This is a genomic window from Xanthobacter luteus, assembly GCF_040049235.1.
In the GTDB taxonomy this organism is placed as follows: domain Bacteria; phylum Pseudomonadota; class Alphaproteobacteria; order Rhizobiales; family Xanthobacteraceae; genus Xanthobacter.
On the sequence record NZ_JBDZDO010000005.1, the window covers coordinates 39,795 to 66,537 of the forward strand.

Here is a 26,743-nt window from a genome sequence, read left to right on the forward strand (position 1 = left end):
GCAATGGGCGCCGGCCGCCGAGCCGGTCAGCGCTGGTAATAGGCGTTCGGCCGCGTGCCTTCCGCGAAATAGCCGAACACCGCGGCCGCGGTGGCGGCCTGGAGCAGCAGGTTGGGGAACAGCGCGGCAAAATCCATGACGTCGACCGCGCCCTGCTGGAGCGCGGAGCGGATGGCGAACTGGGCGTAGGCGGAGACCACCACCCAGGCCACCATCAGCCAGGGCACGACGGTGAGCGCGTGGCGCGAGCGGGCCACCGTGAGCAGCACCATGGCGGCGGCCCACACGAACAGCACCGCCTGCGGGATCAAGCCGAGGCGCAGCAGCTCGGCCGAGAGGCCCGGGCCGCGGAGCCCGTCGAGCAGCAGCGAGACGGTGGCTTCGGCGCCGACATTGGCGATCACCGAGAACAGCAGCGCCAGCGGCACGGCGGTGATGCCGCAGGCGCACCAGAAGATCACGGCGAGGGCACCGCCGAGGCGCCTCTGTCGCGGCTCGGGCGCAGACTGGCGCGGGGCGGCGGGGGGCAAATGGCCCGCGGGCGGGCTCGCAGGTGGGCTCATGGGTCGGCCTCCGGTGAAGGGATTGGCGGCGATCAGGCGCGAGCGAGGGGCGAGTCGAACAGGTCGCGCCAGGCGAGCTGGGCCTCGGCAAACGGCAGGCGGTTCGCCGCATGAACGCCGCGCGCCACGGCGCGGGCGAGCACCAGGCTCGCCACCGCGCCGAGCACGGCGAGATCGGCGAGCGGCGCCTCCAGCGGCCGGCGGCCGGTGGCGAGGGTGAACACGCAGTCCCCGTCGAGCGGCGTGTGGATGGGAAACAGCGACAGAGCAAGCCCGGCCTGCGCCATCACCGCGAGGCGGTGCGCCTGGATCGGGGTGAGCACCGCGTCGGTGGCGACCACGGCGATGGTGGTGGCCATGCGGCTCGCCCGCGACTTCAGCGGCGGCGCCACCGCCTCGTCGGGAAAGCGGGCCGGCAGGCCGAGGCCGCCGAACTCGCCGTCGCGCTCCCAGGGCGCGGCGCGAAAATGCGGCCCGGCGCCGACCAGCGGGCTGCCGACCGCGTTCACCGCCACCACGGCGCCCACCATGTGCCCCGCGGGCGTGCGCGCCGAGGCCGAGCCGAGCCCGCCTTTGACGGTGGCGGTGGTGGCGCCGGTGCCGGCGCCGACGCTGCCGAGGGCGAAGTCCAATGCGGCGGCATCGAGCGCTTCAAGGCCGAGGCGCCGGTAGGGCGGCTCCTCGCCCCAGGCCTTGTCGCCGCCGTCCAGCAGGTCGAACAGCACCGCCCCGGGCACGATCGGCACCCGCACCGGACCCACCGGAAAGCCGCGCCCCTGCGCCGCGAGGCGCGCCGCCACCGCCCCCGCCGCGTCGAGGCCGAAGGCCGAGCCGCCGGAGAGCGTGATCGCGTCCACCCGGTCCACGGTGGCGGACGAATCAAGCAGATCGGTCTCGCGCGTGCCCGGCCCGCCGCCGCGCACGTCCACCGCCGCCACCGCCGGTGCCTCGCACAGCACCACGCTCACGCCCGTGCCGGCCGAGAGGTCGGTGGCGTTGCCCACGCGGATGCCGGCCACGTCTGTGATGAGATTGCGCACGTCCTGGGCCTCCGCCCTCTACATAGAGCGGGACGAGGCGGGAGGAAACGCGGGAGGGCGCGCGCGCGAGGAGCGGGGCCTGTGCCGCACGGCCCGGAAGTCCCCGGCGGGCGCGCCGAATTTGCCCGGTGAAAGGCCCGCCCACTTCAAGTAAGACAACCCGCCAGCGTACGGGGAGGCTCAAGATGGCGCGCACGAGGCCGAATGTGGTGGAGACGGTGTCGCAACTGCGCGCTGCGGTGCGCGCGTTCCGGGGGGAAGGCGCGAAGGTGGCGCTGGTGCCTACCATGGGTGCGCTCCATGCCGGTCATGTGGCGCTGGTGCGCCGGGCGCGGGAGATCGCCGGACGGACGGTGGTGTCGATCTTCGTCAATCCCACCCAGTTCGGACCCACGGAGGATTTCTCGCGCTATCCCCGCACCTTCGAGGCCGACCTCGACAAGCTCGCCGACGTGGGGGCGGACCTCGTCTATGCCCCGGCGCCGGGGGAGATGTATCCGGAGGGCTTTGCCACGCGAATCGTGGTGGGCGGCCCCTCCGAGGGACTGGAGACCGATTTCCGGCCGCATTTCTTCGCCGGGGTGGCGACCGTGGTCGGCAAGCTGTTCATCCATTGCATGCCGGACTATGCCCTGTTCGGCGAGAAGGACTACCAGCAGCTGAAGGTGGTCACCCGCCTGTCGCGCGACCTCGACCTCGGCGTGCAGGTGGTCGGCATGGCGACCGTGCGGGAGGCGGACGGGCTCGCTCTGTCCTCCCGCAACGCCTATCTGTCGGCCGCCGAGCGGGCCACCGCCCCGGTGATCCACCGCTCCCTTTCGGCGGCGGCCGCCGCCATCCGCGCCGGCGGCGATCCCGCAGCGGCGGTGGCGCAGGCGGCCGACGCCATCGCCGAAGCCGGGCTCAAGGTGGATTATGTGGCGGCGCGCAACGCCGACACCCTCGCCGCGCTCGCCGGGCCGGGGGAGCCGGTGCGGCTGCTGGCGGCCGCCTGGCTCGGCTCGACCCGGCTGATCGACAACATCCCGGTCTGACCAGGGTCGGGTGGCGCGTCAGACCGCGCCCAGATAGCTCGCGACGAACGCCGCCGTCACCAAAGCGATGCCCGTGAGGAGCACCGTGAGCATGCGCCCGGAGCCGATGCCCTGGCGCGCCTTGGCGGCGGGTTCCACCGGCTCGCCGCCGGCGCCGCGCGTCTCGGGGGCGTGGAACTCCCGCTCCTCGCGGATCTCGTCGGCTTCCCGCATGGCTTTCTCCTTCATGGTCTGAAGGGGGAACGCTCCCATGCCGCGCCGGGTTTCAGGCCGCCCGCGGGGCGCGGCGCGCGGGCGCGGCCGAAAGCGCCGCCACAAGGTCCTCGAGGCTCTTCAAATCGTGCACCGGGCGCAGCTCGTCCACATGCGGCAGCATGGCGGCGATGCCGCGCGCGCGCGGCGCGAAGCCCTCGTAGCTCAGCAGCGGGTTCAGCCAGACCAGCCGGCGGCAGGAGCGGCGCAGGCGCGCCATCTCGGCGGCGAGCGCCTCGTCCACGTCGCGCTCCAGCCCGTCGGTGAACAGCAGCACCACCGGGTTCTGCGCCATCACACGGCGCGACCAGTCCTTGTTGAAGGTGGCGAGCGAGGGCGCGATGCGGGTGCCGCCCGACCAGTCCTTGGCGGCGCCGGCAACGGCGGCGAGGGCGGCGTCGGGGTCGCGGCGGGCGAGCGCGCGCGTGACGTTGGTGAGCCGGGTGCCGAACAGGAAGGTGGCCACCTTCCGCCGCGCCCCCAGCGCGTGGAGGAAATGCAGGATCGGCCGCGAATAGTCCGCCATGGAGCCGGAGATGTCGACCAGCGCCACCACCGGCGGCGGCTTCTCGGCCGGCCCCCGGCGCTTCAGCGGCACGAGATCGCCGCCGGTGGCGAGCCCGGCGCGCAGCGAGGCGCGCAGGTCCACGCGCCGCCCGCGCGGGTCGGCCGCGAGCCGGCGGGTGCGGGCGCGGTCGTCGGGCATCTTGAGCGCGGCGATGCGGCGGCGCGCCTCGGCGAGCTCGGCGGCGGACATCTGCGCGAAGTCCCGGGTGCGCAGCACGTCCTCGCTCGAGGCGATCAGCCGCGCCGCCACCTCGATCGGCGGCGGCGCCTCCCGCCGCCGCGCGGCGCCGACGCCGGAGAACATGGCCTCCTCCACCCGCCGCATCACGCGCTCGCGCGTCTGCGGCCGCTCGGGCACGGCGACCGGCGAGAGCATGGCGATCAGGCGCTCCTGATGGCCGCGCTTCTTCCAGAACAGGCGGAACGCCTGGTCGAACACCGGGCTGTCCTCGTGGCGCGAGACGAACAGCGCGTGGAGCGTCCAGTAGAGGTCCTCGCGGGTGCCGATGCCGGCGACCTCCACCGCCTTGACGGCGTCCACCACCCGTCCGGGCCCCACATTCATCCCCGCCGCCCGCAGCGCGCGGCCGAAGAAGGCGATGTTGTCGGGAAGGCGGCCGCTCATGGGGCTGCCGCCGCCGGTGCCGGAGCGGGCGCGTCTATCCCTCCCCACAGGGGGGAGGGGTTCTCCCGGCGCCGCCGGGCGGTTCCTTTTGCGCGCGCGGGGGAAGGATTTTCCCTGGAGCGGGCCTCCCTCACAGCGCCTCGGCTCGCGTGCGCGCCTCGGCGATCAGGCGCTCGATCACCGGGGCGGAGGTCTTGGCGATGTCGTCCTGGTATTTGAGCAGCACGCCCAGCGTGTCGCCGACCGTGCCGGGATCGAGCGCCACCGCGTCCAGCTCCACCAGGGCCGAGGCCCAGTCGAGCGTCTCGGCGACCCCCGGGGCCTTGAACAGGTCCTCGCGCCGCAACGCCTCGACGAAGCCCACCACCTGCGCCGACAGCCGCGCCGGAACGCCGGGCAGGCGCGCCCGCAGGATGGCGAGCTCGCGCGCCGCCTCGGGATAGTCCACCCAGTGGTAGAGGCAGCGCCGCTTCAGCGCGTCGTGGATCTCGCGCGTGCGGTTGGAGGTGAGGATGACGATGGGCGGGGTCGCGGCCTTCACGGTGCCGAGCTCGGGGATGGTTACCTGGAAGTCGGACAGCACCTCCAGCAGGAACGCCTCGAACGCCTCGTCGGTGCGGTCGAGCTCGTCCACCAGCAGCACCGGCGGTCCCTCGGCGTGGGGCTCCAGCGCGTCGAGCAGGGGGCGGCGCAGCAGAAAACGCTGCGAGAACACGTCCGCGGCGATGGCGTCCTTGTCGCGCTCGCCCGCCGCCTCGGCGAGGCGGATGGCGATCATCTGGCCGGCATAGTTCCAGTCATAGACGGCGGCGGAGAGGTCGAGGCCCTCGTAGCATTGCAGCCGGATCAGCCGCCGGCCGAGCGCCGCGGCCAGCGCCTTCGCCACCTCGGTCTTGCCGACCCCGGCCTCGCCCTCCAGGAGCAGCGGCCGGCCCATGCGCAAAGCGAGGAACACCACGGTCGCGAGCGCCCGGTCGGCCACGTAGCCGGCCTCCAGCAGCAAAGCGGCGGCGGCGTCGATGGAGGCGGGCAAAGGCGTGCTCATGGCACCAATCTAGAGCCACGGGCCAGCGATGGGAAAGGCTTCGGCCGCCGGCTTGTTTTCCCCCTTGGCGCGGCGGCTCCGCTCCCCGTTGTGGGGGAGGGTGAGGGGGAGGGGGTGGCGCAGCGGTCGCGGCGCCGATCGCGGCGGGGCCGGGCGCGAGACGTCCCAAGGGCGGGGAGACCCCCACCCCCGCCCCTCCCCACTGGGGGAGGGGTTTTCCGCTGAAGCGGGGGGGGGCTTTTTTCTCCGCCGCGAGCCGCCTCAGGCGAGGCTGCGGGTGGCGATGTCGGCCACGTCCGGCGACAGGCCGGGCGTGTCGGCGACCCGCCGCAGCGCGGCTTCCGCGTGTCCCCGGCGTCCCGGCTCCAGCTGGCGCCAGGTCTTGAATGCCGAGAGCAGGCGCGAGGCCACCTGCGGATTCTTGGCGTCGAGGCTCAGCACCACGTCGGCGAGGAAGGCGTGGCCGGCCCCGTCCGCCCGGTTGAACTGGGTGGGATTGCCGGCCGCGAACGCGCCCACCAGCGCGCGCACCCGGTTCGGATTGCCCATGGAGAAAGCGGGGTGGAGCATCAACGCGCGCACCCGGTCGAGGGTGGCCGCCTCGGGGATCTGCGCCTGCAGCGTGAACCACTTGTCGATCACCAACGCGTCGCTCTCGAAGCGCGCGAAGAAGGCCGCCAGCGCCGCCGCCCGCTCGGGCCGGTCGTGCTGGGCGAGGACGGCGAGCGCGGCCATGCGGTCGGTCATGTTGTCGGCCGCCGCGAACTGGGCGCCGGCGCGGGCGATGCCCGGGTCGGTGCCGGCGACCGCGAGATAATCGAGGCACAGGTTGCGCAGCGCGCGCCGGCCTGCGGCGGCGGCGTCCGGCGCGAAGGGGGCCTCCGTGCCCAGCGCCCCATAGGTCTCCTCCAGCGGCCCGGCGAGCGCCGCGCCGAGCCGGAGGCGCAGCCCCTTGCGGGCGGCGAACACCGCATCGGGATCGACGTCGGTGCCAAGCTCGCGGGCGATCTCGCTTTCGCCGGGCAGCGCCAGCGCCTGCGCCTTGAAGGCGGGATCGAGCGCCGGGTCGAGCAGCAGCCGGCGCGCCGCGTCGAGGAGCGCGCCCTCGTCCTGCCCCGCGCCGCCGCGCGCCGCCTTGGTCAGCAGGCCGAGCGCGAGGCCCTGGAGCGCGTCGAAGCGGTTGAAGGGGTCGCCGTCATGGGCGGCGAGGAACACCCGGTCCTGCGGGGTCAGGTCGCTCTTCAGGTTCACCGGCGCCGAGAAGCCGCGGTTGAGCGAGGGCACCGGCTTGGCGTCGAGGCCGGTGAAGAGGAAGCTCTGCTCCCGTTCGGTGACCTCCACCACCCCGCGCTCCACCGGCACGTTGCCGAGGGTCAGGGGCATGTCCGCCCCGTCCGGCCCGACGAGGCCGAGGGCGAGCGGGATCACCATGGGCTTCTTTTCCGGCTGCCTCGGCGTCGGCGGCACGGACTGCTTCACGTCGAGGCGATAGGTGCCGGCGGCCGCGTCGAAGGCGCCCTTCACCTCCAGCGTCGGCGTGCCCGACTGGGAATACCACAGCGCGAACTGGGTGAGATCGCGCCCGGTGGCGTCGGCGAAGGCAGCGAGAAAGTCCTCGATCGTGGCGGCGTCCCCGTCATGGCGCTCGAAATAGAGGTCCATGCCCTTGCGGAAGCCCTCCGCGCCCAGGAGGGTCTTTAGCATGCGCACCACCTCGGAGCCCTTTTCGTACACGGTTGCCGTGTAGAAGTTATTGATCTCGCGATAGGTTTCCGGCCTGACCGGGTGGGCGAGGGGGCCTGAATCCTCGGTGAACTGGGCCGCCTTGAGCATCCGCACGTCGGCGATGCGCTTGACCGGCCGGGAACGCTGGTCGGACGAGAATTCCTGGTCGCGGAAGACGGTCAGCCCCTCCTTCAGGCACAATTGGAACCAGTCGCGGCAGGTGATGCGATTGCCGGTCCAGTTGTGGAAGTATTCGTGGGCAATCACCCCCTCGATGCCCGAATAATCCGCATCGGTGGCGGTCTGCGGCGAGGCGAGCACGTATTTGTCGTTGAAGACGTTGAGGCCCTTGTTCTCCATCGCCCCCATGTTGAAGTCGGACACGGCGACGATGTTGAACACGTCGAGGTCGTATTCGCGGCCGAACGCCGTCTCATCCCAGCGCATGGAGCGCTTCAGCGCGTCCATGGCGTAGCCGGCGCGCACCTCCTTGCCTTCCTCCACATAGATGCCGAGCTCCACCGGCCGCCCCGAGGCGGTGGTGAAGCTGTCGGCGACCTTGGCGAGCCTGCCGCCCACCAGCGCGAACAGATAGGAGGGCTTCGGCCAGGGGTCGTGCCAAACGGCAAAATGGCGCGAGGTGCCAAGCACCGGACCGGACGCGACAAGGTTGCCGTTGCCGAGCAGGATTGGCGCCTCGTCCTTTTCCGCCTCGATGCGCGTGGTGTAGACCGCGAGCACGTCCGGCCGGTCGGGGAAATAGGTGATGCGGCGGAAGCCCTCGGGCTCGCACTGGGTGCAGTAATTGTTCGAGGTGCGGTAGAGGCCCATCAGCTGGGTGTTGGCGGTGGGGTCCACCAGGGTCTCGATCTCCAGCGTGAACGCGTCGGCCGGCGGATGGCGCAAAGTGAGCCGCTCGGGGCTCGCCTCGAAGCTCGTGCCGGCGAGCGGGACGCCGTCGAGGGCGAGGCGCACCAGCGTCAGCCCGTCGCCCTCGAGGATCACCGGCGCGCCCGCCGAGCCCTTGGGGTTGCGGCGCAAGGCGAGCTTGGCGGTCACGCGAGTCTGGGTGGGGTGGAGGGCGAAGTCGAGGTCCACCTTGTCCACCAGCCACTCCGGGGGACGGTAGTCGGCAAGGCGGACGGCACGGGGCTCGGCATCTCGCATCGAGGAGGCTCCTGGAATGGTCTTCGGCGCGGGCAGGTCTTCGCCGTGCGCCGGCGTCGACGGCAAGAGTAGAGCGCGACCCCGGCGGAAGAAAGCCGCCTCAAGGCAGGCGGGTGGAATGGTGCCAGATCTTCAGCGCCGCCAGCACCAGCATGGCCGCGAGCAGCGGCAGGATCACCGCGGCCGGCACCACCCCCAGCATCAGGCCGCCGATGGCGCTGCCCAGCATGGAGCCTCCCGTCAGGGCGAGCAGGAAGGTCTTCTGGGCCATGAGCACGGCGAGGCTCTGGTCGCGGCCGATGCGCGCAAAGCCCACCAGGATGGTGGGCAGCGCGATGACCAGCGAAAGGCTGCCGGCGGTCTTGATGTCGATGCCGAACAGCAGCACCAGCGTCGGCACCAGGAGTTCGCCGCCGGCCACCCCCATCATGGACACCACGGTGCCGATGGCGAACCCGGCCGCCACCCCCGCCATGCCGCGCCAGGGTTGGGTGAGGAGGGCGTGGTGCGGGGCCATCTCGTCGCCGAGCAGCAGCATGCCGGCGGTGAAGATCATGAGCAGGCAGATGACGCGGAACAGCGTGCGCGAGGCGAAGCGCGTGGCGAGCCGGGTGCCCACATAGGCCCCGGCGAGGCTTCCCGTGAGCACGGTCAGGAGGATGGTCCAGTGGCTCGCGACGGTGGAGAAGGGCACCGCGGCGGCGCGGAACGGCAGGGCGCACACCACCACCACGAGGCTCGTCGCCTTGTTGAGGATGACCGCGGGCAAGGCGTCGAAGCCGAGGCCGATGAGCACCGGCAGGCGGATTTCCGCGCCGCCGAGGCCGATGAGGCCGCCGAGGCCGCCAATGGCGAGCCCCGCCAGGAAGCCGACCACAAGGCGGGTGCGCGTCGGCGCGACGGTCGGCTCGATGGTCATGGCGAATCCCCCCGGCTGCGCAAGCATCGCATTGCGCAGCCGCGCGCGGAATGCGGAAGGCGGCGAAAGGCGGCTCAGCCGTAGCGCACGCCTTCGTGCTGGAGCGCCGTCAGGATGCCGCGCAGCTCGGCGAGGCCCTTCAGCCGGCCGATGGCGGGATAGCCCGGCTGGCCGCCGCGGCTGATGTCGTCGAGGATGTCCTGCCCGTGGTCCGGCCGGAACGGGATCTGCGCATCGGCCCGCCCCTCGGCGCGGCGGCGCGCCTCCTCCTTCAGCAGCGCGGCGATGGTGGCGACCATGTCGGTGGCGCCCTTCAGGTGCTCATCCTCGTGGAAGGAACTGCGGATCCCGTCCTGGAGCGCCTCGCGCCGCACGTTGCGCAGGTGCACGAAATGGATGCGCGGGCCGAGCCGGGCCGCCATGCCGGGCAGGTCGTTGTCGGCCCTGACGCCGAGCGAGCCGGAGCACAGGGTGACGCCGTTGGCGCGGCTCGGCACGGCGTCGAGGAAGACGCGGTAGTCGGCTTCGGTCGAGACGATGCGCGGCAGGCCGAGCAAGGGGAAGGGCGGGTCGTCCGGATGGCAGCACAGGCGGATGCCGAGCTTTTCCGCCGTCGGCACCACCTCGGCGAGGAAGTCCACCAGATGGGCGCGCAGGCGATCTTCCGAGATGCCGTCATAGAGCGCGATCTGGGCCCTGAGGCCGTCCAGCGTCCAGCCATCCGCCGCGCCCGGCAGGCCGGCGGTGAGATTGCGCGCCAGCGCGGCCTTGGCCTGATCGTCCATGGCGGCGAAGCGCCGGGCGGCCTCGTCCTTCAGGGCGTCGCCGAAATCCTCCCCCGCGCCGGGGCGCTCGAGGATGAACAGGTCGAAGGCGGCAAAGTCGGCGAGGTCGAAGCGCATCGCCCGCCCGCCATGGTCGACAGGATAAGCAAGGTCGGTGCGGGTCCAGTCCAGCACCGGCATGAAATTGTAGCAGACGGTGGAAAGCCCTTCGGCCGCAAGGGCTTCGAGCGAGGCCTTGTAGCTGGCGAGGTGGCCGCGGAAATCGCCGGTCTGGCGCTTGATGTCCTCGGAGACCGGCAGGCTCTCCACCACCTCCCAGGCAAGGCCGGTGGGCTGCCCGCCTGGGTGGACGGCGACCTCGCGCTTGCGGCGGGCGATCTCGGCGCGGGACCAGGGGGCGCCAGTGGGGATGTGGTGGAGGGCGGTCACGACGCCCTCGGCGCCGGCCTGGCGGACGGAGGAGAGCGGCACCACGTCGTTCGGTCCGAACCACCGCCAGGTCTGCCGCATCCCCTTGCCCCCGCACGCATTCTTCCGCCGCACCGCGCGCCCGCGACGGCGTCGCGGCGGCTGCCGACACTGGTATGGCAGCCTAAGCGGCGTGTCAAAACCCTTCGCCTGCAGCCGTTTGGCCAGTGGCACCGCGGGGCCGAACCGGCTATTGGGCTCAGGCGTGCTCCGAGGGGGCTGGCCGGCGGGCCTTGGGATCGGCGGGTGATGGACGACATCCTTCTGGTGGGCGGGGGCCTGGCCAACTGCCTGATCGCAGCGCGGCTTTTCGAGCGGCGGCCGGAGGCGCGCTTCCTGATCCTGGAGGCCGGGGCGGCGCTCGGCGGCAACCACACCTGGTCGTTCCACGACAGCGACATCGACCGCGGCAACGTCTCGTTCCTCTCGCCCTTCCTCGCCGCCTCCTGGCGCGGGTATGACGTGCATTTCCCGAACTTCTCGCGCACCCTCGACGGCACCTATGCCTCGATCGCCTCCGAGCGCCTCGCGGCGGTATTGAAAGACCGTTTTCCCGACCGCATCCGCACCGGGGCGACGGTGTCCGCCGTGGCCGCCGACCACGTGGTCCTGGCGGACGGCACCCGCCTTCCCGCCCGCGCCGTGATCGACGGGCGGGGGGCGCAGCCGAGCCCGCATCTCGACCTCGCGTTCCAGAAATTCCTCGGCCAGGAAATCCGCCTGCCGCACCCCCACCGCCTGACGCGGCCGATCATCATGGATGCGCGGGTGGCGCAGATCGACGGCTACCGCTTCGTCTATGTGCTGCCGCTCGACGCCACCACGCTGCTGGTGGAGGATACCTATTACGCCGACGGCCCGGACCTGCCGGCGGAGGCGGTGCGCGCCCGCGTCACCGCCTTCGCCGCCGGCATGGGCTGGCGCGGCACGGTGGTGCGCGAGGAGGAGGGGGTGCTGCCCATCGCGCTCGGCGGCGATCTTTCCGCCTGCCTCGACGCGGGGCCGCAGGGCGTCGCCCGCTCCGGGCTGCGGGCCGGCCTGTTCCATCCCACCACCGGCTATTCGCTGCCCGATGCGGCGGCGCTCGCCGACCACCTCTCGGCGCTGCCCGATCTGTCGGGCCCGGCGCTCGCGGCGGCGGCGCGGGCCTTCGCGCTCGCCCGCTGGGAGCGCCGCGGCTTCTTCCGGCTGCTCAACCGCATGCTGTTCCGCGCCGCCGAGCCGGCGCAGCGCTACCGCATCCTCCAGCGCTTCTACCGGCTTTCGCCCGGCCTCATCGCCCGCTTCTATGCCGGCCGCCTCACTTTGGCGGACCAGGCACGCATCCTTTCGGGCCGCCCGCCCGTACCCATCTGGCGCGCCGTGCGCTGCCTCACCGAGACCAGAGGTTCCTTAAGTCCCCCATGATGCCCGATCCCTCCCGCTCCCCCGCGCGACGCGCCGCCGTCATCGGCTCCGGCTTCGGCGGGCTCGCGCTCGCCATCCGGCTCCAGGCCGCCGGCTTCTCGACCACTTTGTTCGAGAAGCGCGACAAGCCGGGCGGGCGCGCCTACGTCTATGAGCAGGACGGCTTCACCTTCGACGGCGGGCCCACCGTCATCACCGATCCCACCTGCCTCGAAGAGGTGTTCCAGGCGGCCGGCCGCCGGCTTAAGGACTATGTGGAGCTGATCCCGGTCGCGCCCTTCTACCGGCTGCTGTGGGAGGACGGCGCGCGGTTCGACTATGTCAACGACCAGCCGGCGCTCGACGCCCAGATCGCCGCCTTCTCAGCGCAGGACGTGGAGGGCTATCGCCGCTTCCTGGCATATTCGAAGCAGGTGTTCGAGGAGGGCTACATCAAGCTCGGCGCAGTGCCATTCCTGCATGTCTCGGACATGATCAAGGCCGGCCCGAACCTGATGAAGCTCCAGGCCTGGCGCTCGGTCTATTCCATGGTCTCGACATTCATCGAGAACGAGCATCTGCGCGAGGCCTTCTCGTTCCATTCGCTGCTGGTGGGGGGCAATCCCTTCGCCACCTCGTCCATCTACGCGCTCATCCATGCGCTGGAGCGCAAATGGGGCGTGTTCTTCCCGCGCGGCGGCACCGGCGCGCTGGTGCGCGCCATGGTGCGCCTGTTCGAGGACATCGGCGGCACGATACGGCTCTCCACCCCGGTGGACGAGATCGTCATCGAGGGGGCGCGCGCCACCGGCGTCCGCCTGAAGGATGGCGAGACGCTGCCCTTCGACCTCGTCGCCTCCAATGCCGATGTGGTCCACACCTACCGGAGCCTGATGCGCGGCAGCGCGCGCGGGCGCGCCTACGGCAAGAGCCTGGCGGCCAAGCGCCATTCCATGTCGCTGTTCGTCACCTATTTCGGCGCCAATCGCACCTGGGACCATCTCCAGCACCACACGGTGCTGTTCGGCCCGCGCTACAAGGGCCTCGTCAACGAGATCTTCAGCGGGCCGCACCTGCCGGACGACTTCTCGCTCTATCTCCACGCCCCCACCGTCACCGACCCGTCGCTGGCGCCCGAGGGATGCACCGCCTTCTACGTGCTCTCCCCGGTGCCGCATCTGGGCAAGGCGGACATCGACTGGGAGGCGGAAGGCCCGCGCTACCGGGACCGCATCCTCGCGTCCCTCGAGCGGCGCCTGCTGCCGGGCCTCTCCGACGCCTTGGTGACGAGCCGCATCCTCACCCCGTTCGGCTTCCGCGACGAGCTCAACGCCCATCTGGGCTCGGCCTTCTCGGTGGAGCCGATCCTCACCCAATCGGCCTGGTTCCGGCCGCACAACCGCGACGACAAGATCGCCAACCTCTACATCACCGGCGCCGGCACCCATCCGGGGGCGGGGGTGCCGGGCGTGGTGGGCTCGGCCAAGGCCACCGCCTCGCTGATCGTCGCCGACTTTGCGGGGGCGCCGGCGTGAGCGATCCCAGCGGGACGGTGCTTGCCGCCAGCGAACAGTCCATCGCCCAGGGCTCGAAGAGTTTCGCCGCCGCCGCGCGCCTGTTCGACGCCCGCACGCGGGCGGATGCGGTGATGCTCTACGCCTGGTGCCGGCACTGCGACGACGTGGTGGACGGGCAGGAGCTGGGCATGGGCCGCGTCGAAGCGCCGGGCACCCCGGCCGAGCGGCTCGACCGGCTCTATGAGGACACGCTGCGCGCCTATCGCGGCGCGCCCTCGTCGCATCCGGCCTTCGCCGCCTTCGCGCAGGTGGTCGCGCGCAACGACATCCCCGAGCGCTACCCCCTCCAGCTGCTGGAGGGCTTCCGCATGGACGTGGAGGCGCGCCGCTATCAGAGCCTCGATGACACGCTGACCTATTGCTACCACGTGGCCGGCGTGGTCGGCGTGATGATGGCGCTCATCATGGGCGCGCGCGACGACGTGGTGCTCGACCGGGCGAGCGACCTCGGCCTCGCCTTCCAGCTCACCAACATCTCGCGCGACGTGATCGAGGATGCCGGCATCGGCAGGGTCTACCTGCCGGCGGACTTTCTGGCCGAGGCGGGCGTGCCCGAGGGCGCCGTCGCCGCGCCCGAGAACCGCGAGAAAGTGGCGGCCGTGGTGGCGCGGCTGCTGGACGGGGCGGAGCCCTATTACGACCAGGCGCTGATCGGCATCCGCGCCCTGCCTTTGCGCTCGGCCTCAGCCATCGCCACCGCCCGCGCGGTCTACCGCGCCATCGGCACCAAGGTGCGCGCCACCGGCCCCAGGGCCTGGGACGCGCGCGCCTCCACCTCCAAGGCCGAGAAGCTGCGCCTGCTCGCCGGCGGCGTCGCCGCGGCGGTCGCCTCGCGCTTCGCCGGGCCGGCGCCCGCGCGGCCCGCCCATCTGTGGACGCGGCCCTCGTGACCCATTTCGCCGTCGTCGCCCCGCCGCTGCCGGGCCATTACAACCCGCTGCTGGTGCTGGCGCGCGCGCTGGGCCGGCGCGGCCACCGCGTCACCTTCCTGCACATGGCGGACGCGGGGCGGCTGGTGGCGGGCAAGGGGGCGGACTTCCACGCGGTGGGGCAGGGCACCTATCCCGCCGGCGCGCTCAAGGCCTATGTGGATCGCCTCGCCAAGCCCACGGGGCTCATCGGCCTTCTGGGGACGCTGCGCGCCACCGCCGCGCAGACCGACATGCTGTGCCGCGATTTGCCGGCCGCTTTGCGCGCGATCGGCGCCGAGGCGATGATCGCCGACCAGACCGAGGCCGCCGGCGGCCTCGTGGCGCGCGCGCTCGGCCTCCCCTTCCTCTCCACCGCCACCGCGCTGCCGCTGAACCGCGAGCCGAGTGTGCCGCCGCCCTTCGTGCCCTGGCCCTACGACGTGAGCGAGAAGGGCCTCGTGATGAACAAGGGCGGCTATTGGGTCACCGATCTGCTCATGAGCCCCATGCGCAAGGTGCTGATGCGCCACGGCGCGGCGTTCGGCCTCGATCCGTTCGCCGACCAGGGCTTCTCGCCGCTCCTCACGGTCTCGCAGGTGCCGCGGGCGCTGGACTTTCCCAGGGCCGAGCTGCCGGCGACGTTCCACTATGGCAGCCCGTGGCGCGACGGGGCGAGCCCGGTGCCGGCGGCGCCGCTCGACCTCGCCCCGGACGATGGCCGCCCGCTGGTGTTCTGCTCGCTCGGCACGCTCCAGGGCGCGCGGGCGGACATCTTCCTGAAGGTGGCGGAAGGCGCGCGCGATCTCGGCGCGCGGCTGCTGATCGCCCATGGCGGGCTGCTGGTGCCGCGCGAGGTGGCGCGGCTCGAGGCGCTGTGCGAGGTGCGCGCCTTCGTGCCCCAGCAGGAGGTGCTGGCGCGCTGCAAGGCGGCGGTGCTCCATTGCGGCATGAACACGGTGCTGGACGCCATGGCGGCCGGCGTGCCGCTGGTGGCGGTGCCCATCGCCTTCGAGCAGCCGGCCACTGCGGCGCGGCTCGCTTATCACGGGGTGGCGCAGGTGGTGCCGGCGGGCAGGCTCAGCCGGCGCCGCCTGAGGGCGGCGCTCGGCGCGGTGCTCGGCGAACCGGGCTTCACTGCGGCGGCGCGGCGCGTTTCGGCGGCGCTGGTGGACGGCGGCGGGGTGGAGCGGGCGGCGGACCTGATCGAGGGGGCTGTCGGCGGTCGCTGACGCCTATTCGGCCGCTTCGGAATTGCTGTCGGACGCCTTCAGGCTGCCGCCGTGCAGCGTCTTGAGCTTCTGCTTCAGCGCCGGCACCGAGGGGGCGTAGAGGAAGCCGAACGAGACGCAGCCCTCCTTGCCCTCCACCGCATGGTGCAGCCGGTGCGCCTGGACGAGGCGCTTCAGGTAGCCCTGGCGCGGCACGTAGCGGAACGGCCACCTCTGGTGCGTCAGCCCGTCATGGACGAAGAAGTACAGGAAGCCGTAGACCGTCATTCCCACGCCCATCCACAGCAGCGGGCCGCCGTCATTGCGGCCGACATAGATCAGGATGATGGCGAGCACCGCGAACAGCACCGCATAGAGGTCGTTGCGCTCGAACGCGCCCTCGCGCGGCTCGTGGTGCGACTTGTGCCAGCCCCAGCCGAAGCCGTGCATGATGTATTTATGCGCCGCCCAGGCGACGCCCTCCATGGCCGCGACGGTCGCGACGACGATGAGGACGCTGAGGAGAATGGTCATGGTCTCTCGGCCTTGGTTCGCCGGCCTGCATCGGCCGGCCTCTCGCTTCCCGTCGGAGCCCCCGGAGTCACGCTGCCCGGCATCACGCCGTCCGGCGGCGATCCCTGCACCGGGGCGCCGGGACGCAGTCTAGCCCCACACGAAAACGCCGCCCTGCTCCAGATCAACGCGCGCGCCGGGCCTCACCCGAGCCGCACCGACCGGTGCACCAGGATCACCGCCAACACCCATCCCGCGCCTGCGAATATAAGGAGCGCGGCGAGCGAAGGCAAAAGCTGGAGCAGCGTTTCGCCGCGCCAGAGCGCACCTTGGAACGCCTCGATCCCCCAGGCGGTGGGCGTGAGGCTGCCCGCCTGCTGCAGCCAGTGCGGCATGAGGAAGCGCGGCACCATGCTGCCCCCCACGGCGGACAGCAGCAGCACGGCGAAGGTGGACAAGGTCTGCGCCTGGTGGCGCGTGCGCGATGCCGCGGCGATGGGCAGCGCGATGCCGGCGGCCGACGCCGCGGCGGCGAGCGAGACCACGGCGAGCGTCGCCGCATGGGCGAGCGCCGGCACGCCGTAGGCGATCTGCGCCACCGCCAGCAGCGCCGCCGAGAGCGCGAGGCCCTGGACGATCAGGAAGGCCATCTTGCCGCTCACCAGCGCGACCAGCCCGCCGCGCGCCATCACCACCCGGTCGAACACGCCGGAGCGGCGCTCGTCCACCAGGCTCGCGGCGCCCAGCACGGCCGAGAACAGCAGGAACAGCATGGCGATGGCGCCGGCATAATAGGCCGTGGTGGGTGCGTCGGTGAGGCGCGCCACCGGCCGGCGCTCGACCAGATCGGCGGCGCCGTCCGCGACCAGCTCCTTGGCCTTGGCGATGGACTGCTCCAGGCGGTCCTTCTGGTCGGGGGTGAACGGTCCCACCAGCACCTGGATCTGCTCCGCCACCCGCCGCATGGCGATGCCGGGCAGAACGTGGCCCAGCACCTCGTGCAGCCGCGCCAGCAGCAGCGAGCCCGCCACCGCCCGGCCGGGATCGCCGAGCACCAGCAGCGGCGGCTTGTCGGTGGCGGCGGCCGGATCGCCGCGCACGACGAGGCCGACGTCCGCCGCCCCGTCGGCGACGCGGCGCGCCACGTCCGCCTCGGCAACCCGCGTCACCTCGAGGTCCGGCGCCTCGGCGAGGGCGGCGAGCAGCGCCTCGGCGGCCGGCGCGTCGGTGCTGCGCGCCGCCGCCACCGTGACCCGCGCCGTGTCGCCGCCGGCGCCGGCGAAGATCGCGGCGAACAGCAGGAACAAGAGCGGCGGCAGCACGAAGGTCATCACCAGCGCGCCGCGGTCGCGCAGGGTGGTGAGCGCCTGGGCGCGCATGATGGCGAGCATCATGGCGTCAGTCCCCGCGCATGGCGTGGGCGTAGAGCGCGTCGAGCCCGGCCGCCTTGAGGGAAAGGGTGCGGGGCGCCGCGCCCATCGCCTCCAGCGCGGCGATGAGGGCGGCGACCGCGTGCGGATCGTCGGCGATCAGGCCGGCGAACAGCGCCGGCTCCTCGCCGCGCGCGAGGCCGAGGCTGGCGAGCGCGGTGGTGCGCGCGGCGTCGGGGACCGCGTCGAACGTCACCTCGGCCATGCGCCGGCCCTTGAAGCGCGCCGCCACCAGGTCCGCCAGCGCGCCTTCGAGGACGATGCGGCCGGCCTTGAGCACCGCCACCTTGTCCGCCACCCGCTCGGCGAAGGCGAAATCGTGGGTGACGAGGAGGATGGCGAGCCCGTCGGCGGCGAGCCGCAGGACGATCGCCGCGAGATCGTCGCGCGCCTTGGCGTCGATGCCCACCGTGGGCTCGTCCAGCACCAACAGGCGCGGCGCGCCCACCAGCGCGGCGGCGACGTTGGCGCGCCGCTGCCAGCCGCCGGACAGCCGCTCGACCCGCTCGCCGGCCCGCTCGGCGACGCCGGCGCGGTCCATCACCTCCGCCACCCGGGCCGAGAGCGCGCGCCAGGGCACGCCGGCGAGCCGGGCGAAGATCTCCAGATTCTCGCGGATGGTGAGCGGGCGGTAGAGCGCGATCTCCTGCGGCGCGAGGCCGATCAGCCGCCGGGCGGCGGCGTCCTCCGCGGCGATGCCGCAGATGCGCACGCTGCCGGCGCGCGCCGCGAGGCGCCCGCAGGCGGCGCGCAGCAGCGTGGTCTTGCCGGCGCCGTTGGGGCCGAGCAGCACGGTGACGGCGCCCGGATCGAGCCGCAGGCTGACGCCGGACAGCACCATGCGCGCGCCGAAGCCCGCGCTGAGGCCCTCCATCAGGAGCGGCGGGGCGTCGGCACGGTCGGTTCGGCGGGCATCGTCCTGGGGCGTGGCGCTCACGGCGCCAGCGGCCCCATCAGTTCGCCGAATGCGGCATCCATGAAATCGCGCAAAGGCTCCTGGCCCTCTCGGTTGGGTCCGAGGTCTTTAGAGGCTTGCAGCGCGCCCGCCAAGTGCTCGGCCAGCATCTTGCGCGCCCGGGGCGCGCCGAGCGAGGCGATGACGGTGACCTTGTGGGCGTCCTTGCCCACGTCCTTGCCCAGCGCCGCGGCGGAGGCGGAGGCGTCGAGGATGTCGTCGAGGATCTGATAGGCGCGCCCCACATGGGCGGCGAAGGCGCGCAGGTGCGCAAAGCGCGTCTCGTCGGCCGCGGCGACGTGGCCGGCGATCTCCGCGGCGGCGGTGAACAGCACGCCGGTCTTGCGGCGGTTCACGTCCTCGGTGGCGGCGACGGTGCGGCCGGGGGTCGGATGGAGGTCGTCGAACTGGCCGCCGCACAAGCCGAGCGAGCCCACCGCCAGCGACAGGATCGCCACCGCGTCGAGCCGCACCCGGTCGGACACGCCCGGCGCCCCGCCCGCCACCCCGAAGGCGCGCGAGAGCAGCGCCACGGCGGCGAGCATGGCCACGTCCTCGCCGTACTGCACGTGGGTCGTGGGCTGGGAGCGACGTACCGCCGCGTCGTCCATGCAGGGCAGATCGTCCATGATCAGGGAGGAGGCGTGCACCATCTCCAGCGCGCAGCCGAAGTCGAGCACCTGGTGCTCGGAGCCGTCGAGCTGGAGCACCCCGGCGATGGCGAGCAGCGGGCGCAGCCGCTTGCCCGGCGCCAGCAGGATGTGACGCATGGCGGCATGCAGGACGGCGGGATGGGTCGCCCCGGTGGGCACCAGCAGTCCCAGGCGCCGCTCGATCACGGCGCGCAGATAGGACAGATCCCGCGAGCGCAGTACGATGCTCGCCACCTCGTCCGAGGCCGGCGTCTCCTCCACCGGGATTGCGGGCCGCACATCCCGGCTTCCATTATGGCTCATGAACGCTCGCCCCTCTTTGGCGCCCGGCCGAAGTCAGGAATCCGCTCCGACAATACGTTATCTTGAACGACTTTAGATCACCCCCTAGACATTGACGCTAGAGCGCGATCCGATCGGCCGGGCGGAGCCCATGCGGCCGCCAGGCCGGTCAATTGCACCGTAGCAAATTGAAAGGAAATGGATTTTCCGCCTCCAAACGGATCGTCAGGCGATTCAAGGGAGGGGGCGGAACCGGCTCCAGAGGCGGGCGCACGCTGGCGGGACAGCGTGGCCTTCCGGGCACATGCCGCCCCAGCTCCCCCCGGCGTTGCGCCGGGATACCTCCCAATCCCCTCGGAGTCGCGTTCATGCATCTTCGTTCCAGGCGCACGCGCGGTCCGCTCCCGCAGGCAAGCGGGCGCCCATGAGCGGCCGGGAGGATGACGGCACCGACGCGCAGAAGCGCAAGCAGGACCATATCGACATCGTGCTCGACGGCGCGCGCGCCCGCTCGCGCGTTTCGGCCGGGTTCGACGCGGTGCGCCTCGTCCATTGCGCGCTGCCCGAGATCTCGTTCGATGCGGTGGACCTGTCCACCACCTTTCTCGGCCGCCGGCTGAAGGCGCCGGTGCTGATCTCGTCCATGACCGGAGGGCCGGCGCAGTCCGAGCGAATCAACGCCCACCTCGCCGAGGCGGCGCAGGAACTGGGCCTGGCGCTGGGCGTCGGCTCGCAGCGCATCGCCATCGAGCGGCAGGGCGCGGCGGGGCTGACCCGCGAGCTGCGGCGGCGCGCGCCCGATGCGGCGCTCTACGCCAATCTCGGCGTCGCCCAGTTCGTGAAGGGCTACGGCGTGGACGAGGCGCGCCGCGCGGTCGACATGATCGGCGCCGACGGGCTGATCCTGCACCTCAATGCGCTCCAGGAGGCGATCCAGCCCGAGGGCGACCGGGATTGGCGCGGCGCGCTCGCGGCCATCGCCGCGCTGGCGCGCGCGCTGGAGGTGCCCATCATCGCCAAGGAGGTGGGCTTCGGCCTGTCCGCCGACGTCGCGCGCGCGCTCCAGGGCGCGGGTGTCGCGGCGCTGGACGTGGCGGGGGCGGGCGGCACCAATTGGGCGCTGGTGGAGGGCGAGCGCGGCATCGGCGCGGCGAAAGCCGTCGCCGCCGCCTTCGCGGATTGGGGCATTCCCACCGTCGCCTCCCTCGCCGCGGTGCGCGGGGCGTGCCCGCAGATCCCGCTCATCGCCTCCGGCGGGGTGCGCCACGGGGTGGACATGGCCAAGGCCATCCGCCTCGGCGCGGACCTCGCGGCCCAGGCGGCGGGCACGCTGGAGGCGGCCCTGACGTCCACCGAGGCGGTGGTGGACCACTTCACCATCGTCATCCGCCAATTGGCGGTGGCCTGCTTCGCCACCGGCGCGCGCGACCTCGCGGCCTTGAAGAAGGTTCCGCTCGAGCGGGCGGAGCCCTGAGGCGGGCGGCGCCCCTCGGGCGCTCTCGGGGCGCTCTCGCGGCGCCCTTGGGCGCCCGTGGGGCTGACCTGGTGCGGCTGAGGGGCTGGCTTGGCTCCCCGCCCTCATTCCCCGGCCTGGCGCCGCGCCGGCGCGCCCTGGACGCGCGCCGCGCCCCTTCGCCCGCCCTCTCCCCGCCAGGAGAGGGGGCGGCGCGGTTCAGTTGCTCCAGTGCTCGAGCCAGATCTTCTCGCCGATGGTGCAGGAGATGCGCGGCGCGCTCTGGGCCACGCGCCGGATCGGGCTGGCCGCGTCCGGCACCTTGATGCCCGCCACCTCCAGCACCAGCTTGGTCTTGATGGCGCGCGCGAACTCCTCGCGCTTCTGCACCGGGATCACGAACGCGCCCGGCCCGCCGATGACGCAGTCCTCGTAATAGACATCGAGCTCCGGCACGTCGATGGCCGAGGAGGCCGAGCGCTTCAGCAGCAAGGGCAGGCCGTTGATGATGATGCCGCGCTGCAGCACCGCGTCGCGGGCGATCTGGACCGGCGGACCCTGGTTGTTCACGCCGTCTCCCGACACGTCGATCACCCGCCGGACCCCGGAATAGCCGTTGAGGTCGAACTGATCGGCGCTGAACAGCAGCGCGCTGGAGATCGAGGTGCGGTAGACCCGGCGCAGCGGCGCCGCGCGGATGGCATCGGCATAGGCCTGGGCGGTCTCGGGGCCGTCGACGACGCGCCAGTTGATCACCACCTGCTGCTCGTTGTCGCCGGCCCATTCCACATAGGCGATGGCGACGCGGCCGTTGAGCCCCTGCCGGAGGGCGTCGAGGAACTCGCGCGAGGTGAGGGCGCTGGCGTAGCCTTCGCGCTGCAGCGTCTGCTCTTCCACGTCCATGGAATAGGACACGTCCACCGCGAGCACGAGCTCGACGTCGACGGGTTCGTCCTTGGGTGACGCGGCGCCCGCCGGGCCGTGGAGCATGGCTCCCGCCAGGAGGGCGCCCAACCAAATCTTGACCTGAGACATTCCTTTCTCCCTTCCGATCGGGAAAGGCGCGACATCGCGTCGCGAGAATGCTCTCACCAAGCTCAGGGGGGAGAAAGCGATTAGCCGCCTATTTTCTCTCCGGGGGCCGCGCCGCGGCGCGGCATCCGGGCGCGCGGGTCTGCCGGAGCGGAATGTCGTCGTTTTGTCACAAGACGTTGGCGTCCGTGGCGCTGCACAAAATTAAAGCAGTGCAAAAAATCGCGATTAGCGGCGTCGTGGTGCCCGCGTAGGGCGCAACCCGGCGGGACGGCAACCTCGCGAGGCGAGGGCCGGCGATCGCCGTCGGTCGGCGGTGATTCGGCGCCGCGCGAATCCGCCCTCGGCCGGCGGATGCGGTTCGCCGCGCTTCGGCCCCGCCGGGCGATGCGCGGCCCGAAACGGGTCCGCCGCAAGGGTCAAGCCGCAGAAGCCAAGCCGCAGAAGCCAAGCCGCAGGGTCCGCCAAGCGCCGGGCGCTCCGGCCACCGGCGACTTGGCGCGGCGACTTGGGGGGACTTGTGTGGGGCAAACGGTTCCGGGGGAACCTGAATGGTCGGAGTGGCAGGATTTGAACCTGCGACCCCCACGTCCCGAACGTGGTGCGCTACCAGACTGCGCTACACTCCGATCCAGGCGGCTGCCTCTAGCACGCGCCCCTTCACCGAAGCAAGGGCCTCGGCATCGGCTTCGCTTGAACGGGGGATGGCCCCATGCCATAGGATGCCCGCCGCCGGCTCAGCCGCGCGGCGTCAAGGCGTTGGAATTTCGGAGTGCAGGACATGGCGACGGACGGTCTCGCGAGCGGTCTCATGAAGGGCAAGCGCGGACTGATTCTCGGGGTCGCCAACAACCGCTCCATCGCCTACGGCATCGCCAAGCAGGCGCGCGCCCATGGCGCCGACATCGCCTTGACCTACCAGGGCGAGGCGCTGAAGAAGCGGGTGGAGCCGCTGGCGGCGGAGCTCGGCGGGGCCCTGGTCGGCCATTGCGACGTGACCGAGCCCGACACCATGGACCAGGTGTTCGCGGAGACGCAGAAGCTGTTCGGCACCCTCGACTTCGTGGTCCACTGCATCGCCTTTTCCAACAAGGACGAGCTCGACGGCCGCTACGTCGACACCAGCGCCGACAATTTCTCCAAGACCATGCTGATCTCGTGCTTCTCCTTCACCGCGATTGCCCAGCGGGCGGAGAAGCTGATGCCGAACGGCGGCTCGCTCCTGACCCTCACTTATTACGGCGCCGAGAAGTGGATGCCGCATTACAACGTGATGGGCGTCGCCAAGGCGGCGCTCGAGGCGTCGGTGCGCTATCTCGCCGCCGACCTCGGTCCCAAGGCGATCCGCGTCAACGCCATCTCGGCCGGCCCGATCAAGACGCTCGCCGCCTCCGGCATCGGCGACTTCCGCTACATCCTGAAGTGGAACGAGCTGAACACGCCCCTGCGCCGCACCGTCACCACCGACGAGGTGGGCGACACCGGCGTCTATCTTCTGTCCGATTTGTCGCGCGGTGTGACCGGCGAGGTGCACCATGTGGACGCCGGATATCATATCGTCGGCATGAAGCACCCCGACGCGCCGGACCTCGCTCTGGTGCGCGATTGACCGGACCTGGAGCAGGGCCGGCCGGCGCGGGTGCGCGGGTATCGGGGCGTGGATGAGGAGATCGATCATGCTGCCAGCCTTCCGCCGTGCCTTCGCCGTTCTCGCGCTCGGCGCGCTGTCCGCCACCGGCGCGGCCGCCCAGAGCCTGCCGACGCTCGACCAGTATCCCCTGCGCGAGCGGGTGTTCGGCTCGGGCGGCGCCTTCTTTCCCGACTACGTGACGCCGAGCTATTCCGGCATCACCTACGTGACCGGCACCGGCACGGGCACCAAGGGCGCGATCTTCGCGGCCGGCACCACCGACTTCAATTGCCAGCAGACCCAGGTGCCCACCATCACGGTGCTCTCGGCGCCGGCGAAGGGCCGCGTCACCATCGGCTACGGCGCGTTCGTCGCCACCGGCCGCGACGGCGGCGCCATGAATCCGTGCCTGGGGCGCACCCTCAAGGGCCTGGTGGTCACCTACAAGGGGCCCGCCGCGCCGGGGGAGCAGGTGACGCTGCGCGTCACCTATCCCACCCTGGGCGCGTGGTACGACCACGTGGTGCCGGTTCGCGTCCGGTGATCGCCGCGCACCGCGCGCCGCGCACGGGCGGGCCGCCGGCGACGTCGGTCCGCGAGGGTTTGGCAGGGGACGCCGCATGAGCGATCCGCTCGCCGCCGCTCCCGGGCGCCGGCTGTTCTTCGTGCGCCACGGCGAGACCGACTGGAACGTGGCCGGCCGCCTGCAGGGCCGGCGCGACGTGCCGCTGAACGCCCTCGGCCGCATCCAGGCGGCGCAGGTGGGGCGGGTGCTGAACCAGCTGGTGGGCGACATCGCCGCGCTCGCCTATGTGTCGAGCCCGCTGTCGCGGGCGGTGGAGACCATGCGCATCCTGCGCACCACCCTCGATCTGCCGGCGAGCGCCTTCGCCAGCGACCCGCGCCTCGAGGAGATCTCGTTCGGCCGCTGGGAGGGCCAGACCTGGCCCGAGCTGCGCCGCCGCGACCATGACGGCGTGCGCCGGCGCGACCTCGACCCCTGGCGCTTCCAGCCGCCCGGCGGCGAGAGCTATCTCGATCTGTGCGCGCGGGTGCAGACGGCGATCGCCGAACTGCCCGGCGACGCGGTGATCGTCACCCATGGCGGGGTGGTGCGCGCCGCGCTCCATGTGCTCGCCGGCATGCCCCCGGGCGAGGCGGCGCTCCTGCCGGTGCGCCAGGGCGCGGTCTATGTGGTCGCCGGCGGCGTGTTCAAGGTCGCCGACTGAGCCGGCGGCGCCGGCCCGCTTGCCCGCTGGCACCCCTCTTGCTCCCTGTCCCGATGCGGGCCGCGCGCCTGTCGCGAACGCGACAGGGCCGGCCCTGCCGCGCCCGCTTCGTGCGCTTTGGGACAGGCCATGACCGACATGACGGAACTGCGGAACCGCAAGGTTCCCCTCAACCTCGCCATCGTCCATGTGGACCCCGGGGCCTTCCTCGCCCACTACATGGGCTGGCTGGAGATCACCGCCTTCGTCTCGGCGCTGCGCGCGGGCGATGTCGAGCTGCCGGCCGACGGGACGACGCCGGCGCTCGCCCCGGCGCAGCTGAAGGGCGGGGCGGTCCACGAGGTCGGCAACGACGCCGTGTTCGCGTTCTGCATGACCGCGGCGCTGAAGGGCGAAGGCGCGGCGGTGGATCAGATCGAGGGCGTGCTGAAGGACCGGCTCGGGCCGGACTTCCCCGGCTCGTTCGGCCTGTGGCACTTCCGCGCCGCCATCGACGCGCCCACCACGCTCGACGACTTTGTCGGCCAGGCCGGGCGCAAGATGCTCATGGGCGACATCCCGCCCCCGCCCATGCGCGCGCGCGAGAACTGGAACACCGGCCTGCGCTTCTTCGAGAAGGCCCGCAAGTCCAACTTCGTGCACGAGATCATGTACCCGCTCGCGCTATGGACCCGCGCCCGCTGGAGCGAGACCGAGGAGAAGGGCGTGTCGTTCCTCGCCCATATCGAGGACAATCTGCCGGTGCTGCGCGAGGTGCTCGCCGACGCGCGCAACGACGCCCCGTTCGTCGCCAACCTCCTGCTGCGCATGGCGCCGGGCGTCGACATGGAGCTGACCGACGAATATCAGGGCTTCCTGCGCTCGCTGGCGCGCCGCAACTGAGGCGGCGCCGGCGGCGCCTCACTCGTCTCCGACCACCTTCTGCCGGTGCAGGATGCGCGGGCGCGCCACCAGCATCTTGTCGATGCGCCGGCCGTCCATGTCGACGATCTCGAAGCGCCAGCCGAGCGCGTCGAACACCGCGCCTTCCTCGGGCAGCTCCTTCATGCACGCGAGCGCGAAGCCGGCCACCGTATGGAAGCCCTCCTCCAGCGGAAAGTCCACGTCCAGCAAATCGCGCAATTCGTCGATCGGCGTGTCGCCGGCCACCAGGAAGGAGCCGTCCTGCCGCTCGACGATGTTGCGCGAGACATGGGTCTCGGTGGCCACCGATCCGGTGATCGCCGCCAGCAAATCGTAGCCGGTGACGAGGCCGACCATGTCGCCATACTCGTCCACGACGATGCCCATGGGCACCTCGGCCCCGCGCAGGATGCGCATCGCCTCCAGCGCGCCCACGCCCTCCACCAGGAACGGCACGGTCTCGACGAAATTGCGCGGATCGGGGGTCTCGCCCTTGAGATAGGCGTTGAGCAGGCGCTTGGCCTGGATCACGCCGACCGTCTCCTCGGGCGAGCCCTCGCAGGCGGGCAGCCGGCTGTGGGGGGTCTCCAGCAGCTCGGCGCGCACCTCGTCCGCGGGCCGCGAGATGTCCACCCATTCCACGTCCGGCCGGGGCGTCATGATGGCGGTCACCGGCCGGTCGGCGAGCCGCATCACGCCCGAAATCATGCGCCGCTCGGCGGGATCGATCACGCCGGCCGATTCGGCCTCGGTGATGATGGCGCGGATCTCCTCGTCGGTGATGCCGCTCGAGCGCGAGCCGGCGCTGCCCATCAGGCGCAGCGCCGCCCGGGTGGAGGCGTCGAGCAGCCACACCGCCGGGGCCGAAACCTTCGAGAGGCCGACCATCAGCGGCGCCACGCGCACCGCGATCGCCTCCGGGTTGTGCAGCGCCAGGCGCTTGGGGATCAGCTCGCCGACGATCAGCGAGAGGTAGGTGATGGCGGCCACCACCACGGCGTAGCTCACCGGTGCCGCGACGCCCGGCGGTATGCCCGCCGCGCGCAGCGCGTCGCCCAGCTGGGCGCCGAGGCTCGCGCCCGAGAAGGCGCCGTTCAGGATGCCGATGAGGGTGATGCCGATCTGCACGGCGGACAGGAACCGGCCCGGCTCCGCGGCCAGGGCCATGGCCGCGCGGGCACCCGGCTTTCCCTTCTCGGCCATGGACTTGAGGCGCGCCGGCCGGGACGAGACGATGGACAGTTCCGCGGCGGCGAGAACGGCGTTCAGCAACACCAGAACGAGGACGATGAGGATTTCGAGAAAAGGCATGGCGGGGGCAATTGGTCTCCGTCAGCCCTCTCCATAGCACAAGGCGCAGGTTCCGCGCGATGGCGGGACGAAGGGGCGCG

General features: G+C 72.0%; 24 protein-coding genes and 1 tRNA gene. 10 read left to right on the plus strand and 15 right to left on the minus strand.

The annotated features are described in order from the left end of the window. Positions 1–26 precede the first annotated feature (26 nt). Both ABLE88_RS15560 and ABLE88_RS15565 read right to left on the minus strand, forming a co-directional pair. Positions 27–563, minus strand: coding sequence for a hypothetical protein (locus ABLE88_RS15560; RefSeq protein WP_348832609.1), 537 nt, complete (start codon positions 561–563; stop codon positions 27–29). Between the two features lie 32 nt (positions 564–595). Continuing rightward, positions 596–1,603 carry a P1 family peptidase gene (locus ABLE88_RS15565; protein ID WP_348832610.1) on the minus strand — a complete coding sequence of 336 codons (1,008 nt, stop codon included), beginning with the start codon at positions 1,601–1,603 and terminating at the stop codon, positions 596–598. 185 nt (positions 1,604–1,788) lie between these two features. Here ABLE88_RS15565 and panC point away from each other — a divergent pair, with 185 nt between their 5' ends. Next, complete coding sequence (panC, locus tag ABLE88_RS15570) at positions 1,789–2,637, plus strand: pantoate--beta-alanine ligase (RefSeq protein WP_348832611.1); 849 nt, start codon at positions 1,789–1,791, stop codon at positions 2,635–2,637. An 18-nt stretch (positions 2,638–2,655) separates the two neighbouring features. On the opposite strand, the gene ABLE88_RS15575 is transcribed toward panC, so the two are convergent. The 6 genes from ABLE88_RS15575 to uxuA form a co-directional block, all read right to left on the minus strand. After that, positions 2,656–2,850 carry a hypothetical protein gene (locus ABLE88_RS15575; protein ID WP_348832612.1) on the minus strand — a complete coding sequence of 65 codons (195 nt, stop codon included), beginning with the start codon at positions 2,848–2,850 and terminating at the stop codon, positions 2,656–2,658. 52 nt (positions 2,851–2,902) lie between these two features. Further along, positions 2,903–4,081, minus strand: a complete 1,179-nt coding sequence (locus ABLE88_RS15580; RefSeq protein ID WP_348832613.1) for a vWA domain-containing protein — start codon at positions 4,079–4,081, stop codon at positions 2,903–2,905. A 130-nt stretch (positions 4,082–4,211) separates the two neighbouring features. After that, the gene (locus ABLE88_RS15585) at positions 4,212–5,126 is read right to left on the minus strand and encodes an AAA family ATPase (RefSeq protein WP_348832614.1); all 915 of its coding nucleotides are present in this window, start codon (positions 5,124–5,126) and stop codon (positions 4,212–4,214) included. A gap of 261 nt (positions 5,127–5,387) precedes the next feature. After that, positions 5,388–8,018: an aminopeptidase N gene (gene pepN / locus ABLE88_RS15590; protein WP_348832615.1), complete on the minus strand. Its 2,631-nt coding sequence runs from the start codon at positions 8,016–8,018 to the stop codon at positions 5,388–5,390. A gap of 100 nt (positions 8,019–8,118) precedes the next feature. Next, positions 8,119–8,937: a sulfite exporter TauE/SafE family protein gene (locus ABLE88_RS15595; RefSeq protein WP_348832616.1), complete on the minus strand. Its 819-nt coding sequence runs from the start codon at positions 8,935–8,937 to the stop codon at positions 8,119–8,121. 74 nt (positions 8,938–9,011) lie between these two features. Beyond that, the gene (uxuA, locus tag ABLE88_RS15600) at positions 9,012–10,232 is read right to left on the minus strand and encodes a mannonate dehydratase (protein ID WP_348832617.1); all 1,221 of its coding nucleotides are present in this window, start codon (positions 10,230–10,232) and stop codon (positions 9,012–9,014) included. Positions 10,233–10,439: 207 nt separating this feature from the next. Here uxuA and crtY point away from each other — a divergent pair, with 207 nt between their 5' ends. The 4 genes from crtY to ABLE88_RS15620 are packed head-to-tail and all read left to right on the plus strand — an operon-like array spanning position 10,440 to position 15,293. After that, positions 10,440–11,597 (plus strand): lycopene beta-cyclase CrtY, encoded by a 1,158-nt coding sequence (gene crtY / locus ABLE88_RS15605; protein ID WP_348832618.1) that lies wholly within the window; start codon positions 10,440–10,442, stop codon positions 11,595–11,597. Then, positions 11,594–13,111, plus strand: coding sequence for a phytoene desaturase (locus tag ABLE88_RS15610; RefSeq protein WP_348832619.1), 1,518 nt, complete (start codon positions 11,594–11,596; stop codon positions 13,109–13,111). The genes crtY and ABLE88_RS15610 overlap by 4 nt, the downstream gene beginning before the upstream one ends. Then, entirely contained in the window at positions 13,108–14,043 is a 936-nt protein-coding gene (locus ABLE88_RS15615) for a phytoene/squalene synthase family protein (protein WP_348832620.1), read from the plus strand. Before ABLE88_RS15610 ends, ABLE88_RS15615 begins: the two co-directional genes overlap by 4 nt. Next, positions 14,040–15,293, plus strand: coding sequence for a glycosyltransferase (locus ABLE88_RS15620; protein WP_348832621.1), 1,254 nt, complete (start codon positions 14,040–14,042; stop codon positions 15,291–15,293). Before ABLE88_RS15615 ends, ABLE88_RS15620 begins: the two co-directional genes overlap by 4 nt. Before the next feature lie 3 nt (positions 15,294–15,296). On the opposite strand, the gene ABLE88_RS15625 is transcribed toward ABLE88_RS15620, so the two are convergent. The 4 genes from ABLE88_RS15625 to ABLE88_RS15640 form a co-directional block, all read right to left on the minus strand. After that, on the minus strand, positions 15,297–15,806 hold the full coding sequence (locus tag ABLE88_RS15625) for a sterol desaturase family protein (RefSeq protein ID WP_348832622.1): 510 nt from the start codon (positions 15,804–15,806) through the stop codon (positions 15,297–15,299). 182 nt (positions 15,807–15,988) lie between these two features. Next, the gene (locus ABLE88_RS15630; protein WP_348832623.1) at positions 15,989–17,179 is read right to left on the minus strand and encodes an ABC transporter permease; all 1,191 of its coding nucleotides are present in this window, start codon (positions 17,177–17,179) and stop codon (positions 15,989–15,991) included. Positions 17,180–17,183: 4 nt separating this feature from the next. After that, positions 17,184–18,152, minus strand: coding sequence for an ABC transporter ATP-binding protein (locus ABLE88_RS15635; protein ID WP_348832624.1), 969 nt, complete (start codon positions 18,150–18,152; stop codon positions 17,184–17,186). After that, positions 18,149–19,126, minus strand: a complete 978-nt coding sequence (locus ABLE88_RS15640; RefSeq protein ID WP_348832625.1) for a polyprenyl synthetase family protein — start codon at positions 19,124–19,126, stop codon at positions 18,149–18,151. Before ABLE88_RS15640 ends, ABLE88_RS15635 begins: the two co-directional genes overlap by 4 nt. 403 nt (positions 19,127–19,529) lie before the next feature. On the opposite strand from ABLE88_RS15640, the gene fni reads away from it, so the two are divergent. Then, a complete protein-coding gene (gene fni / locus ABLE88_RS15645; RefSeq protein WP_348832626.1) occupies positions 19,530–20,579 on the plus strand; it encodes a type 2 isopentenyl-diphosphate Delta-isomerase in 1,050 nt (349 codons plus the stop codon). 198 nt (positions 20,580–20,777) lie between these two features. Here fni and ABLE88_RS15650 read toward each other — a convergent pair whose 3' ends face one another. Further along, positions 20,778–21,593, minus strand: coding sequence for a DUF1194 domain-containing protein (locus tag ABLE88_RS15650; protein ID WP_348832627.1), 816 nt, complete (start codon positions 21,591–21,593; stop codon positions 20,778–20,780). Between the two features lie 549 nt (positions 21,594–22,142). Then, positions 22,143–22,219, minus strand: a tRNA-Pro gene (locus tag ABLE88_RS15655). Between the two features lie 152 nt (positions 22,220–22,371). Here ABLE88_RS15655 and fabI point away from each other — a divergent pair. The 4 genes from fabI to ABLE88_RS15675 all read left to right on the plus strand — a co-directional run bounded on the left by fabI (position 22,372) and on the right by ABLE88_RS15675 (position 25,331). Continuing rightward, positions 22,372–23,199 carry an enoyl-ACP reductase FabI gene (gene fabI, locus ABLE88_RS15660; protein ID WP_348832628.1) on the plus strand — a complete coding sequence of 276 codons (828 nt, stop codon included), beginning with the start codon at positions 22,372–22,374 and terminating at the stop codon, positions 23,197–23,199. A gap of 67 nt (positions 23,200–23,266) precedes the next feature. Next, on the plus strand, positions 23,267–23,764 hold the full coding sequence (locus ABLE88_RS15665) for a hypothetical protein (RefSeq protein WP_348832629.1): 498 nt from the start codon (positions 23,267–23,269) through the stop codon (positions 23,762–23,764). Positions 23,765–23,840: 76 nt separating this feature from the next. Further along, on the plus strand, positions 23,841–24,449 hold the full coding sequence (locus ABLE88_RS15670) for a histidine phosphatase family protein (RefSeq protein ID WP_348832630.1): 609 nt from the start codon (positions 23,841–23,843) through the stop codon (positions 24,447–24,449). 129 nt (positions 24,450–24,578) lie between these two features. After that, a complete protein-coding gene (locus tag ABLE88_RS15675; RefSeq protein ID WP_348832631.1) occupies positions 24,579–25,331 on the plus strand; it encodes a hypothetical protein in 753 nt (250 codons plus the stop codon). An 18-nt stretch (positions 25,332–25,349) separates the two neighbouring features. Here the strand turns inward: ABLE88_RS15675 and ABLE88_RS15680 are convergent, their stop codons facing one another. Next, positions 25,350–26,663 carry a hemolysin family protein gene (locus tag ABLE88_RS15680; RefSeq protein WP_348832632.1) on the minus strand — a complete coding sequence of 438 codons (1,314 nt, stop codon included), beginning with the start codon at positions 26,661–26,663 and terminating at the stop codon, positions 25,350–25,352. Positions 26,664–26,743 lie beyond the last annotated feature (80 nt).